Source organism: Paenirhodobacter sp. YD-8 (genome assembly GCF_056590935.1).
Window position 1 is genome coordinate 2281038 of sequence record NZ_CM152649.1, and the last position, 12395, is coordinate 2293432.

12 protein-coding genes are annotated in these 12395 nt (G+C 68.6%); 7 read left to right on the forward strand and 5 right to left on the reverse strand.

The annotated features are described in order from the left end of the window. The first annotated feature begins 213 nt into the window (after nucleotides 1-213). The 3 genes from AC0QTQ_RS11045 to AC0QTQ_RS11055 are packed head-to-tail and all read left to right on the forward strand — an operon-like array spanning nucleotide 214 to nucleotide 4311. Complete coding sequence (locus tag AC0QTQ_RS11045) at nucleotides 214-1512, forward strand: c-type cytochrome (RefSeq protein WP_480256622.1); 1299 nt, start codon at nucleotides 214-216, stop codon at nucleotides 1510-1512. 14 nt (nucleotides 1513-1526) lie between these two features. Next, the gene (locus AC0QTQ_RS11050; RefSeq protein WP_128147259.1) at nucleotides 1527-2000 is read left to right on the forward strand and encodes a (2Fe-2S)-binding protein; all 474 of its coding nucleotides are present in this window, start codon (nucleotides 1527-1529) and stop codon (nucleotides 1998-2000) included. Then, nucleotides 1993-4311 carry a xanthine dehydrogenase family protein molybdopterin-binding subunit gene (locus AC0QTQ_RS11055; RefSeq protein ID WP_480256623.1) on the forward strand — a complete coding sequence of 773 codons (2319 nt, stop codon included), beginning with the start codon at nucleotides 1993-1995 and terminating at the stop codon, nucleotides 4309-4311. The genes AC0QTQ_RS11050 and AC0QTQ_RS11055 overlap by 8 nt, the downstream gene beginning before the upstream one ends. Nucleotides 4312-4389: 78 nt before the next feature. Here AC0QTQ_RS11055 and AC0QTQ_RS11060 read toward each other — a convergent pair whose 3' ends face one another. The 4 genes from AC0QTQ_RS11060 to speB form a co-directional block, all read right to left on the reverse strand. Beyond that, nucleotides 4390-6003: an FMN-binding glutamate synthase family protein gene (locus AC0QTQ_RS11060; protein WP_480256624.1), complete on the reverse strand. Its 1614-nt coding sequence runs from the start codon at nucleotides 6001-6003 to the stop codon at nucleotides 4390-4392. A gap of 157 nt (nucleotides 6004-6160) precedes the next feature. Continuing rightward, nucleotides 6161-7198: a DUF475 domain-containing protein gene (locus AC0QTQ_RS11065; RefSeq protein WP_480256625.1), complete on the reverse strand. Its 1038-nt coding sequence runs from the start codon at nucleotides 7196-7198 to the stop codon at nucleotides 6161-6163. Between the two features lie 118 nt (nucleotides 7199-7316). Next, nucleotides 7317-7742: a DUF1499 domain-containing protein gene (locus AC0QTQ_RS11070; protein ID WP_480256626.1), complete on the reverse strand. Its 426-nt coding sequence runs from the start codon at nucleotides 7740-7742 to the stop codon at nucleotides 7317-7319. After that, nucleotides 7739-8707, reverse strand: a complete 969-nt coding sequence (gene speB, locus AC0QTQ_RS11075) for an agmatinase (protein ID WP_121534191.1) — start codon at nucleotides 8705-8707, stop codon at nucleotides 7739-7741. Before speB ends, AC0QTQ_RS11070 begins: the two co-directional genes overlap by 4 nt. A gap of 513 nt (nucleotides 8708-9220) precedes the next feature. Here speB and AC0QTQ_RS11080 point away from each other — a divergent pair. From AC0QTQ_RS11080 to AC0QTQ_RS11095, 4 genes are all read left to right on the forward strand, one after another. Beyond that, nucleotides 9221-10318, forward strand: a complete 1098-nt coding sequence (locus tag AC0QTQ_RS11080; protein ID WP_480256628.1) for a hypothetical protein — start codon at nucleotides 9221-9223, stop codon at nucleotides 10316-10318. Nucleotides 10319-10654: 336 nt separating this feature from the next. Next, nucleotides 10655-11158 carry an RrF2 family transcriptional regulator gene (locus AC0QTQ_RS11085; RefSeq protein ID WP_480256630.1) on the forward strand — a complete coding sequence of 168 codons (504 nt, stop codon included), beginning with the start codon at nucleotides 10655-10657 and terminating at the stop codon, nucleotides 11156-11158. Between the two features lie 133 nt (nucleotides 11159-11291). After that, the gene (locus AC0QTQ_RS11090; RefSeq protein ID WP_281272464.1) at nucleotides 11292-11426 is read left to right on the forward strand and encodes a hypothetical protein; all 135 of its coding nucleotides are present in this window, start codon (nucleotides 11292-11294) and stop codon (nucleotides 11424-11426) included. A gap of 122 nt (nucleotides 11427-11548) precedes the next feature. Further along, nucleotides 11549-11905, forward strand: a complete 357-nt coding sequence (locus tag AC0QTQ_RS11095) for a TfoX/Sxy family DNA transformation protein (protein WP_480256631.1) — start codon at nucleotides 11549-11551, stop codon at nucleotides 11903-11905. Nucleotides 11906-11927: 22 nt separating this feature from the next. On the opposite strand, the gene ndk is transcribed toward AC0QTQ_RS11095, so the two are convergent. Then, nucleotides 11928-12350: a nucleoside-diphosphate kinase gene (gene ndk, locus AC0QTQ_RS11100; protein WP_121534187.1), complete on the reverse strand. Its 423-nt coding sequence runs from the start codon at nucleotides 12348-12350 to the stop codon at nucleotides 11928-11930. Between the last annotated feature and the right edge of the window lie 45 nt (nucleotides 12351-12395).

Sequence of the window (12395 nt, forward strand, 5' to 3'; positions counted from 1 at the left end):
TGGGCCCGGGCCCCGTCTGCGACCATAGGACGCGGCGCGAGGGCCCGTCCAGCCTGTCTCGGGAATGAGACAGTCGCTCCCGCAAAGCCAGGCGGGTGCAGGGCTTTTCCGGTCCGCCTCGATTGACGCGGGGGGCCGTTGCGCTATTTGGTCGCAGGTCATCCGGGCCTCTTGCCCGGATTTTCCGCACAAAGACCAAGGATTGATGCCCTGATGCTTAAATCCACGCTCTCCATTCTGGCAGGTGCCGGCGTTCTCGCCCTCGCCGGTTTCGGGATCTACGCGTATCACTCGCCCTATGCCGTCGAGCCGCCCTCGGCCCGCCCGGCGTTCGACCCCGCCCAGGTGGAACAGGGACGCATCCTCGCCGCCGCGGGCTATTGCGCCACCTGCCACACCGCGGCCGGCGGCGCGCCCTATGCCGGCAACTTCCCGGTGACCACCGATTTCGGCACCATCTATGCCTCGAATATCACGCCCGACCCGGAAACGGGGATTGGCAATTGGTCGAAGGCCGCGTTCCGCCGTGCCATGCACGAGGGCGTCGACCGCGAGGGCCGCCACCTGTTCCCGGCCTTCCCCTTCGACCACTTCACCAAGATGACCGACGCCGATGTCGATGCGGTCTATGCCTATCTGATGACCGAGGTCGCCCCGGTCAAGGAAGCGACGCAGGCGCCGACCATCCCCTTCCCGCTGAACCAGCGGATCCTGCAGGCGGGCTGGAAGCTGCTCTTCGTCGATTTTGGCCGCTACACCGACGATCCGACGAAATCGGCCGAGTGGAACCGCGGCGCCTATCTGGTCGAGGGCGTCACCCATTGCGGCGCCTGCCACACGCCGCGCAACAAGGTCGGCGCCGAGGAGAAGAGCGCGCGCTTTGCCGGCTCGACGATCGACGCCTGGAGCGCCCCGGCGCTGACCGCCGCGAACCCCTCGGCGGTGCCGTGGACGGCCGCGGACTTCACCCGTTACCTCTCGACCGGCGCGGGGGTCTATCATGGCATCGCCGCGGGCCCGATGGCGCCGGTGGTACATGCCGGGCTGCGCGAGCTGCCCGAAAGCGACCTGACGGCGATCGGCGTCTATCTGGGCGATGTCGTCGGCGCGCCCGAGGCGGACCCGGCCGCCAGCCCCGCGGTGCAGGCAAGCCTGGCCGCCGGCCGCCCCGATCCCGCCTGGCGCGCCGATGAGGGCGAACGGCTTTACGCCACCGCCTGCGCCGCCTGCCACTACAACGCCGAAAGCATCGTCGCCGAACGGCCCGAGCTGGGCATCAACTCCTCCACCCGGCTCGACGATCCGTCGAACCTGATCCACGTGATCCTCGACGGGGTGTCCTCGGCCGAGGGCACGCCCGGGGTGGTGATGCCGGCCTTCCGCGACGCGCTTTCCGACCAGCAGATCGCCGCGATCGCCGCCTATCTGCGCGACAAGCGTGCCGACCTCGCCCCCTGGACCGACCTCGAGACGCGCGTGGCGCAGATCCGGGCGCACCAGGGGACGCATTGACGAGGACAGATGAGATGATCGAATTCAGCATCAACGGACGCGCCGTCAGCGTCGACGTCGACCCCGATACCCCGCTGCTGTGGGTGATCCGCGACGAGGTCGGGCTGACCGGCACGAAATTCGGCTGCGGCATCGGCATGTGCGGTGCCTGCACCGTGCATGTGGGCGGGCGCGCGACGCGCTCGTGCATCACCCCGGTCTCGGACGTGGCCGGGGCCGAGATCACCACGATCGAGGGGCTCGACCCGGCGGGCGAGCACCCGCTGCAGCAGGCCTGGCGCGAGCTGAAGGTGCCGCAGTGCGGCTACTGCCAGTCGGGCCAGATCATGCAGGCCGCGGCCTTCCTCAAGGACATCCCGAACCCGACGGATGCCGATATCGACGCGGTGATGACCGGCAACCTGTGCCGCTGCATGACCTACAACCGGATCCGCGAGGCGGTGCGCGAGGCCGCGGCCGCGATGCGGGGGGAGAAGACCAATGGCTGACACCCTGCGTTTCCCGCCCAACAAGCGCGCCCTGCCCGACCTGAGCCGGCGCGGCTTCCTCGTGTCGCTGTGCGCCGCGGGCGCCGTCTTCGGCTTCCCGAAACAGGGCGCCGCGGCGATGGACCCGGCCGCCCCGGGCGGCCTGCCGCCAGAGGCCGCAGGCGCAAGCTACGAGCCCGCGATCTGGTACTGGATCGACAGCAAGGGCATCGTCAACGTCAACATCATCCGCGCCGAGATGGGCCAGCATGTGGGCACCGCCATCGCCCGGATCCTTGCCGACGAGCTCGGCGCGAACTGGGATGACGTGCGCATCACCCATGTCGACACCGATCCGAAATGGGGCCTGATGGTCACCGGCGGCAGCTGGTCGGTGTGGCAAAGCTGGCCGGTCTATCGCCAGGCGGGCGCCGCGGGGCGCATCGCGCTGGCCGAGAAGGCCGCGGCGCTCTGGGGCGTCGATGTCGCGACCGTCACCGTGACGAACGGCACCGTCACCGCGCCCGGCCATTCGGCGGGCTTCGGCGAGCTGGTGGCCGCGGGCATCACCCGCGCCTTCACCGAGGACGAGCTGAAGGCGCTGCCGCTCAAGCCCGCCTCCGAGCTGACGCTGGTCGGCAAGGACGTCACCGCGCTCGACATCGCCAACAAGACCACCGGCGCCACGATCTATGGCATCGACGCGCAGGTCGAGGGCATGGTCCATGCCGTGCCGCTGATGCCGCCGACCCGCTATGGCTCGGTGATCACCGCGATCGACGACAGCGCGGCGAAATCGGTGAAGGGCTATCAGCAGACGCTGACGCTCGAGGACCCGTCCGAGACCGTGCAGGGCTGGGCGATGGTCATCGCAAGCAGCCATTGGGCCGCGGTCAAGGCCGCGAAGGCGATCAAGGTCACCTGGACCCCGGGCCCGGCGGCCACCGTCGACGAGGCGCAGATCCAGGATTACGGCCGCAAGCTGATCGCGGACGAGAGCACCGGCGCGATCCTCGACACCGGCAACAGTGATGTCGATCCGGTCTTCGCCAAGGCGGCGGACGTGTTCGAGGCGGAATACACCACCGCCTCGGTGCTGCACTTCCAGCTTGAACCGCTGAACGCGCTCGCCTTCCGCAACGCCGAGGGCGTGTGGGAGATCCACTCGGGCAACCAGTGGCAATCGCTCGCCCTGCCCTGGCTGCAGACCGCGCTTGGCGTCGGCGACGGCGAGGTGGTGATGCGCAGCTACATGCTGGGCGGCGGCTTCGGCCGGCGGCTGAACGGCGACTATGCCGTGCCGGTGGCGCTCGCCTCGAAGATGCTCGACGGCAAGCCGGTGAAGATGGTGATGTCGCGCGAGGCGGACGCCGCCTTCGACAGCCTGCGCGCGCCCTCGGTGCAGCACCTGAAGATGGCCTTCGACGCCGACAAGGCGGTGATCGCGATGGACAGCGCCGTGACCGCGGGCTGGCCGACGAAGGTGATGATCCCGGGCTTCATGCCGAAGGGCACCAATGGCGAGCCCTACGATCCCTTCGCGGCCGATGGCATCGACCACTGGTATGACGTCGGTGCACAACGCGCCCGCGCGATCTCGAACGACCTTGCCGAAAGCACCTTCCGGCCGGGCTGGCTGCGCTCGGTCTCGCCGGGCTGGATCAACTTCGCGGTCGAAAGCTTCATGGACGAGGCCGCGCGCCACATCGGCGCCGACCCGCTGGCGTTCCGGCTCGATCATTTCCGCGCCACCGGCCGCAACGCCGGCGAGGCGCCGAACGCGACCGGCGGCGCGACGCGGCAGGCGAATGTGCTGCGCCGGGTGGCGGAGCTGTCGGGCTATGGCAAGGGCGGGCTGCCCGACGACACCGCGATCGGCATCGCCACCACCTATGGCCAGTCGCGCTCGATGCCGACCTGGGTCGGCGGCGCGGCGCAGGTGCATGTCGACCGCGCCTCGGGCCGGGTCGAGGTGCAGAAGATCTGGCTGGTCGTCGATTGCGGCACCGTGGTCGACCCCGACGGCGCCAAGGCGCAATGCGAGGGTGCGGCGCTGTGGGGCCTGTCGATGGCGCTCTTCGAGGGGACCGAGATCGCCGCGGGCCTGCCGCGCGACCGCAACCTCGACAGCTACACGCCGTTGCGGATGATCGACACGCCCGAGGTGGTGGTCGAGTTCGTCGAAAGCACCGAGGTGCCGACGGGGCTGGGCGAGCCCGGCACCACCGTCGTCGCCCCGGCGATCGCCAATGCGATCTTCGAGGCGGTCGGCGTGCGGATGCGGCATCTGCCGATCACCCCCGCCGAGGTGCTTGCGGCGCTCGCGGGCTGACCCCGGTCCAGGGCCACGGAAACCGAAAGGGCGCGCCGATGGCGCGCCCTTTTCCTGTCCGGCGATCACGGCGGTGGATCACACGCCGCTGTCGAAGGGCTCGAAGGCCTCGGGCCGGGCGCGGCGCCAGCGTTTCAGATAGCCGAAGCGGTCATCATCCTCGCGCAGCAGGAAGCCCTCGGGCATGTAGGGATAGACCTCGTCGCCCACCACCATGTTGCGGTCCTTCTCGCGCATCATCAGGTGATGCGGCAGGAAGCCGCCCGGATGGTCGAGCCCGGCCGCGCCGGTCATCTCGGCCAGCGCCTTCAGCGTGTTGCGGTGGAAATTCGCCACCCGCTCGGCCTTGTCGGGCACGACGAGCGCCCGCGAGCGCGACTTGTCCTGCGTCGCCACGCCCACCGGGCAGCGGTTGGTGTGGCACGACTGCGCCTGGATGCAGCCGATCGCGAACATGAAACCGCGCGCCGAATTCGCCCAGTCGGCGCCAAGCGCCAGCGCCTTGGCGATGTCGAAGGCCGAGATCAGCTTGCCCGAAGCGCCGATCTTCACCCGCTCGCGCAGGCCCGCGCCGCGCAGGGTGTTGTGCACGAAGGTCAGCCCCTCGACCAGCGGCATCCCCATGTGGTTCGAGAATTCGAGCGGCGCCGCCCCGGTGCCGCCCTCCTTGCCGTCGACGACGATGAAGTCGGGGGTGATGCCGGTCTCGAGCATCGCCTTGACGATGCACATGAATTCGCGCCGGTGCCCGACGCAGAGCTTGAAGCCCACGGGCTTGCCCTTCGACAGCTCGCGCAGCTGGCGGATGAAGGCCATCATCTCGAGCGGCGTCGAGAAGGCCGAATGCGAGGCGGGCGAGATGCAGTCGACGCCCATCGGCACATCGCGTGCCTCGGCGATCTCGGGGGTGATCTTCGCCGCCGGCAGCATGCCGCCATGGCCGGGCTTGGCGCCCTGGCTCAGCTTGATCTCGATCATCTTCACCTGCGGGTCGGCGGCCTGACGCGCGAATTTCTCGGGGTTGAAGGAGCCGTCGTGGTTGCGGCAGCCGAAATAGCCCGAGCCGAGTTCATAGATCAGATCGCCGCCGCCCGCGCGGTGATAGCGCGAGATCCCGCCCTCGCCGGTGTCATGGGCAAAGCCGCCCGCCTTCGCGCCGCGGTTCAGCGCCTCGATCGCGTTCGAGGAGAGCGCGCCGAAGCTCATCGCCGAGATGTTGTAGATCGAGGCGGAATAGGGCTGCGTGCAGTCGGGCCCGCCGATCGTCACGCGGAAATCGGTGTCGGCGATGTGGCGCGGCCGGATCGAATGGGTCAGCCACTGATAGCCCGAGCCATAGACCTGGATCTTGGTGCCGAAGGGGCGCGCATCCTCGACGTTCTTCGCGCGCTGATAGACGATCGAGCGTTCCTCGCGCGAGAAGGGTTCCTCGTCGGAATCGCTCTCGATCAGGTATTGCCGGATCTCGGGACGGATCTCCTCGAAGAGGAAGCGCAGATGCCCGATCACCGGGTAGTTGCGCAGGATCGAGTGTTTCGTCTGGATGATGTCGCGCACGCCCATCACCGCGAGCGCCCCGAACACCAGCACCCCAAGCCAGAACCAGGCGGAATGCGCCAGTCCGAAAAGGCTTGCGACACACAGGATGACGCACAGCGCCAGCGGTAGGTAGCGCTTATAGAGCTTGCCCATGGGTTCTCCTCGGTTTCCGGCGGGCGGGCGGCCCGGCGGATTCGTCCTCGGCCCGGACTGTGGCCTGCCCCCGTGTCGGTGTCGAGCCGCGCGATGGCCAGCGGGTGGCGGAATCTGCCGTTGCGGCAACCCCGGCTTGCCAGGACGGCAGGCGCGCTCAGGCCGCTTCGTGGTGGCGGCGGAAGCGCAGCGAGGAGAAGAAGGCCAGCCCGATCAGCGCCGCGCCCAGAAGGCCGGTGATGACCTCGGGCACATGCATCATCGTCTGCAGGAACATGATGAGGCTGAGGATCAGGATCGACCAGAAGGCACCGTGTTCGAGATAGCGGAACTCGGCCAGGGTGTTCTTCTCGACCAGCATGATCGTCATCGAGCGCACGTAGAGCGCACCGATGCCAAGGCCGATGGCGATCAGGAACAGGTTCTGGGTCAGCGCGAAGGCGCCGATCACCCCGTCGAAGCTGAACGAGGCATCGAGCACCTCGAGATAGAGGAAGGCGCCAAGGCCGGCGCGCGCCGTCTCGGCGGCGAGCGAGGCGCGGTCGAGCACCTGGCCCAGCACCTCGACGGCCAGGAAGGTCAAGAGCCCCGCCACCGCGGCAAAGAGGAAGTTGCCCTCGGTGCGCGGCGGCAGCAGCCACACGAAGAGCAGCACCACCGCCAGCACGAAGCCGATCTCGAGCCCGCGGATCGAGGCGCAGGCACGCAGCCGGCGCTCGAGCGCGGCGATCCAGTCGATCTCCTTGCCCTCGTCGATGAAATAGGTCAGCGCCACCATCATCAGGAAGGCGCCGCCGAAGGCCGCGATCGAGACATGGGCCGAGCCGACGATGCGGGCGTATTCGGCAGGGCGCGTGGCGGCGAGGTCGAGCGCCTCGAGCGGGCCGATGCCGGCGGCGATCACCACGATCAGCAGCGGGAACAGGATGCGCATGCCGAAGACGGCGATGACGATGCCCCAGGTCAGGAAGCGGCGCTGCCAGGCTGGGCTCATGTCCTTCAGCCGGTTCGCGTTGACGATCGCATTGTCGAAGGAGAGCGAGACCTCGAGCACCGCCAGCACGGCGGCGATCAGCAGGAACGAAAGCGCGCCTGCCGCGCTGTGCGAATAGCCCCAGCCCAGCCAGAAGGCGAGCGCGAGCCCCACCCCCGTCAGCACAAAGGCCCACCGGAAGTAATGATACAGGTCGCGCATGATGGCTTGCCTCGCAGTCTCGCTGCGCTGGAGATAGGGGCGTGGCCCCCGCCCTGCAAGGCGAGGCCGCCGAAAGCGCGGCGCGGCGTGCCCTTGCCGCAACAGCCGCCCGGCCCGCTCAGTGCACCCCGGCGCGGGCGAGCCAGCCCTCGATCCGGCTGCGGTTGCCGCCGAAATCGAAGGGCCCGAAAACCAGATGACCGCGCACATGCACGCGGTCCCCCTCGATCCAGAGATTGGAGATGTCGGGCAGGCCCCAGAGCGCCGAGCGGGTGACGACGGTGACCAGCCCCTCCTCGACGCTGCCCTCGATCAGCGCGGTGCGCGGCGTCGCCTCGACCGCGGTCACCAGCGCCGCCAGCGTCGCCTTCGGCTCGGTCACCTGCCGCACCGCCTCGAAACCGCCCGGCGCCGGCCAATCGCCCACCCCATGCGCCGAATCCATCCGGTGATAGAGATCGGCCGGCAGCGGCGCGAGCCGGACCCAGGCCCCGAGCCCGAGCACGGCGAGCAGGAGAAGCGCGGCGACGAGGCGCAGGATCATGCGCGCCCCCGGCGGGTCCAGCCGTAAAGCGCGATCAGCTCCATCGCCACATGGGCGCCGGCGATCGCGGTGGCGCCGGTGGTGTCATAGGGCGGCGAGACCTCGACCACGTCGCCGCCGACCAGATTGATGCCGGCGAGCCCGCGCAGGATCGCCGCCGCCTGCCACGAGGCCAGTCCGCCCCAGACCGGGGTGCCGGTGCCGGGCGCAAAGGCCGGATCGAGGCAGTCGATGTCGAAGGTGATGTAGCACGGCCGATCGCCCACCACCGCCTTGATCCGCGCCACGGTCTCGGCCACCCCCGCCTGATGCACGAAGGGCGCGTCGAGGATGGTGACGCCGCAGGTGTCGGGGTTGTCGGTGCGGATGCCGACCGAGACCGTGGTCCCGGGCGCCACCACCCCGGTCTTCAGCGCCTTGTAGAGGAAGGTGCCGTGGTCGATCCGGCTCATGTCGTCATCGGCCCAGGTGTCGGAATGGGCGTCGAACTGGATCAGCGCCACGGGGCCGAATTTCGCGGCATAGGCGCGCAGGATCGGCAAGGTGATGAAGTGATCGCCACCAAGCGTGATGCTGCCCGCCCCGGCGGCGAGGATGCCCGCAACATGCGCCTCGACCCGGCCCGGGAAGGACGGCGTGTGGGCATAGTCGAAGGCCAGATCGCCGTAATCGACGACGGTCATCTCGGAAAGCGGATCATAGCCCCAGCCGAAGGGCGCATCGGGCGCCTGCAGCGCCGAGGCCTCGCGGATCGCGCGCGGCCCGAAGCGGGTGCCGGGCCGGTTCGTCACCGCCTGGTCGAAGGGCACGCCGGTCACCGCCAGATCGACCCCGGTCAGATCCTTGGTATAGCGCCGGCGCAGGAAGCTCGTGGCACCGCCGAAGGTGTTCTCGAAGGCCAGCCCGCGCGCCTCCGCACGGGTGAAAGCCATGTCGACCTGGGTCTTCGCGTCCTCGAGTGCCATCTGGTTCTCCTGTCTCGCGCCCTAGCTGAACCGACGGTGACAAAAGGTCAAGCATGGGCGCAGGGGCAGGCATCGGGTTGGGACGAGGATCAGTCGGCGGGAAGCGCCAAGAGTCGACGCTCGGTCCATGCGTCGGGCACCGTTGAACCCGGCCCGTTGCCGCCGGTCGCCCCGTTCGACACAAGCCGCCAAAGTGGCCGGTCGAGCGCGCCGCAGCGCGGGGACTGATCTGCCCAAAACCGCCCTCCACGCGGATCGCAGCACAAAGCTTGGCGCGGTCGCGGAGGGCGGTCACCGGACCTTCACAGGCCGGAAACGGGGCTCCCTGGCCAGGCGGACGGCGAAGAAACGAGCGCGCGGATGCAGAGGACTTCTGGCTCGGACCACTTGCTTTCCGCGCTCCGCGACCGGATATGGAAGCCGCGCGTGGGGCTAACGATTAACCGCTTTGGGTCACACTCTCGCCCCGATCCTCCTAGAGGTTACGCATCACAGGCATTTGTGAGTTTTTCCATGCTTAACGCAAAATATATTACCCTTCTCATCGCGTCGGTCTCGGCGGTCACCGGGCTTGCGCTGTTCGGAATCGCCTGGGCGGGTGTTCAGGCTGCCATTCTCCACGTCCGTAACGGCGATCCATCCGAGGCTCTGATCGTCGGCGCGATGGCGCTTGCGGCCTTTCTGACCTGTCTGATGTTCGTGATGTCGGGGATGTTGCGCCAGTTCATCGAGCTCGGCGCAAGGCCCGCCCTGCGCGGTCCGATCCGTTTCGGCGCAAGTCTCGTGCTACTCGCCCTTCTGCTCGCCTATGCCGTCGTGCAGAAGGGGACGGGAGCGCTGCTGTTCGGCTTCCTGCCGCGCGATGCGCTTTTCCCGATGACGCTGATCTTCGCCGTCCTCTTCTGCGTCGTCTTCATCTATCCCGGCCTCGCCTACCCCAAGGGCGTCAAAGAGCCGCCTCGTGTCGTGGCGCCCAGGCCGCGGATTGTCAACGAGCCCGCTCAGCTGCCTCCGGTCCTGCGCGTCGCGCTGCTGATTGCGTCTATCGCAACCATTCTGCTCGGCCTTTTCGCCACCTATGCGTTCCTATTCGGCCGTGTCATTCCCGATCCCGACATCATCGAGGCAAACCGCAAATATCTGCCTTTGAGCGCATTTCTGGCGTCTCTGCCGTTCGGCCTCCATATCGCGACACGGCCGATCACAGATGGCCGGACGCTGATCGATCATCTCCGGGCGAAGGGGCCTTTGCTGCTAACATTCGTCGGGATCAACGGGCTTATCTGCGTCGCCCTTCCCGAGCGCGGCCTGCCGATCCTGGCCAATGCCGTGCTCGACGCGAGACCCGAAACCCAGTCTTATCGAGTGATTTCCGCGAAGCCGCGATCGGGCATCAGGTTCTGCGGCGCGAAGGTGGAGATCGAGCTCGACCCCGCGACCGGGCGCCGCTTCGACCTCTGCCACATGCCGGTCGAGATCGCCAAGCGGGCAAAGCCCGGCGACGCGCTCTATTTCCACGGTAGATCGGCGGGCTTCGGCCTGACGCCCGAGGGGATCATGTTGCTGTCGGTTCAGGGCGGTGCCGCGCCGGGCGCGGTGCCAACCCCCTAGGCCCGGCTGCTTCAACACGCCACCATGCAGCGTGCAACGGGCGGCCTGGCTTCGAAAGGTCCCGCGAACGCCTGGCGGGGTCGGGGCCTGCTGACGACAAGCGATGTCGGCAAACTCCGCATCGCTGCCGCCTCAGAGGCGGTGGCGGAGGGCAGCGATTGCAGATTTCTGCGGATGCGATGCCACAGCGTCACAGGGCGCCTACCGCCCTTGGCGTCACGGCACGCACGCCCCCGCGCCTCGCCCCTGAAAAAATCATGCATCGCGGATATCTGATCTGGGTCAAATCGCGCCGGCCCGGTTTCGCCTATGGGATGCTGAACAGAGGGCCCTGCCATGAGACTGACGACGCGAACCAACCTGGCCATGCGCACGCTGATGTGCTGTGCGGTCAATCCCGGCCGGATCGTGCGCAAGCACGAGATCGCCGCCGCCTGCAACGCCTCGGAAAACCACCTCGCGCAGGTCGTCAACACCCTCGCGCAGCGCGGCTTCATCGAGACGCAGCGCGGCCGCTCGGGCGGGCTGCGGCTGGCGCGGCCGATGGCCGAGATCGGCGTCGGCGAGGTGCTGCGCGCCTTCGAGGCCACCCTGCCCTTCGCCGAATGCTTCGATGCCGAGGCGAACACCTGCCCGCTGAGCGAGGCCTGCCTGTTCCGCGTGGCCCTCGGCAAGGCGCTCGAGGCCTTCTATGCCTCGCTCGACAGCTGCACGCTCGCCGATCTCGTCGCCGACAATGCCGCGCTCGACCGGCTGCTGAACCTGCCTGCCGAGCGCACGATCTCGCTGTGCGGCCGGCCGCAGGGGCAGAGCCCCGACGAGGCCGTGGCCGGGCTGTAACATCCTCGCGAGCCCGGCCCGGAACGCGCGACTTCGCTTGACCGGATGCGCGCGCCAGCCTACCTCCCGCCAACGTCTCGCCGTTTTCAAACTGCCTCATGTCGAGGCATGTCGGCGTTGCATGAGGCAAGAGATGCAGAGCACGCAACAGTCGGGCGCAGCCCAACCGGCCCCGTCCGCGCAACCCGCCCCGCAGCAGCAGGCCCAGTCGACCCCGGTCGTCCAGCAGGGCGCACCGGTGAAGATCACCGACTGGGCGGCGATCTGACCGCCTGACACGGGCGCGCGCGGGCTGCTGCCTGCGCCCGCCAGACCCGCGGCGCCCGTCCCGGCGGCTTGTGCCCCGGCGCCCCTTCGGCGAGACTGCGCCATCTTGCGCAGGAACCCGCCATGCCCCGCCCCCTCACCGACATCTCCGGCATCGGCCCCGCCACCGCGGAAGGCTTCGCGCGCGCCGGCATCCCCGATGCCGAGACGCTGATCGAGATCGGCGCCGACGCCGCCTATTCGGCCTGGCTGATGGCCGGCAACCCGCCCCATTTCATCGGCTATTACGCGCTGGTGATGGCGCTGCAGGGCCGCCCCTGGAACGATTGCCGCGGCGCCGAGAAGGACGCGCTGCGGCTCCGCTTCGACGCGATCAAGGCCGCGGCCCGCGCCCCCTCAGCGGGTGGCGCCGGACAGGACAAGGGCCGCCTCCGGCTGGAAGCGGCCCTTGACGAGATTGGTGTGGGGCTGCGCCGCTGAGGCGCCGCGAACCGGATCCGGCTCAGCCGACCAGTTCGAGGCCCGAGAAGAAGTAGGCGATCTCGACCGCGGCGGTTTCCGGCGCGTCCGAGCCGTGCACCGAGTTCTCGCCCATCGACAGCGCGAATTCCTTGCGGATGGTGCCGTCGGCGGCGTTCGCCGGGTTGGTGGCGCCCATCACTTCGCGGTTCTTCGCGATCGCGCCTTCGCCCTCGAGCACCTGCACGACGACCGGCTCCGACGCCATGAACTCGCACAGTTCGCCGTAGAACGGACGGTCCTTGTGCACTTCGTAGAACTTGCCGGCCTGCTCGAGCGACAGACGGATGCGCTTCTGCGCGACGATGCGCAGGCCCGCTTCCTCGAACTTGGCGTTGATCTTGCCGGTCAGGTTGCGGCGGGTCGCATCGGGCTTGATGATGCTGAGGGTGCGTTCGATGGCCATGAGGGAAGCCTTTCTGGGAGGGGACCGGGACTGTCCGCCCGGTCA

Excerpts from the sequence above, each read along its gene's own strand:
- AC0QTQ_RS11070 (WP_480256626.1), bottom strand. The coding sequence starts at position 7,742 with ATGATCCTGCGCCTCGTCGCCGCGCTTCTCCTGCTCGCCGTGCTCGGG.
- AC0QTQ_RS11095 (WP_480256631.1), top strand. The coding sequence starts at position 11,549 with ATGCCCCGCCCCCTCACCGACATCTCCGGCATCGGCCCCGCCACCGCG.
- AC0QTQ_RS11045 (WP_480256622.1), top strand. The coding sequence starts at position 214 with ATGCTTAAATCCACGCTCTCCATTCTGGCAGGTGCCGGCGTTCTCGCC.
- AC0QTQ_RS11090 (WP_281272464.1), top strand. The coding sequence starts at position 11,292 with ATGCAGAGCACGCAACAGTCGGGCGCAGCCCAACCGGCCCCGTCCGCG.
- AC0QTQ_RS11080 (WP_480256628.1), top strand. The coding sequence starts at position 9,221 with ATGCTTAACGCAAAATATATTACCCTTCTCATCGCGTCGGTCTCGGCG.
- ndk (WP_121534187.1), bottom strand. The coding sequence starts at position 12,350 with ATGGCCATCGAACGCACCCTCAGCATCATCAAGCCCGATGCGACCCGC.
- AC0QTQ_RS11065 (WP_480256625.1), bottom strand. The coding sequence starts at position 7,198 with ATGCGCGACCTGTATCATTACTTCCGGTGGGCCTTTGTGCTGACGGGG.
- speB (WP_121534191.1), bottom strand. The coding sequence starts at position 8,707 with ATGGCACTCGAGGACGCGAAGACCCAGGTCGACATGGCTTTCACCCGT.
- AC0QTQ_RS11085 (WP_480256630.1), top strand. The coding sequence starts at position 10,655 with ATGAGACTGACGACGCGAACCAACCTGGCCATGCGCACGCTGATGTGC.
- AC0QTQ_RS11055 (WP_480256623.1), top strand. The coding sequence starts at position 1,993 with ATGGCTGACACCCTGCGTTTCCCGCCCAACAAGCGCGCCCTGCCCGAC.
- AC0QTQ_RS11050 (WP_128147259.1), top strand. The coding sequence starts at position 1,527 with ATGATCGAATTCAGCATCAACGGACGCGCCGTCAGCGTCGACGTCGAC.
- AC0QTQ_RS11060 (WP_480256624.1), bottom strand. The coding sequence starts at position 6,003 with ATGGGCAAGCTCTATAAGCGCTACCTACCGCTGGCGCTGTGCGTCATC.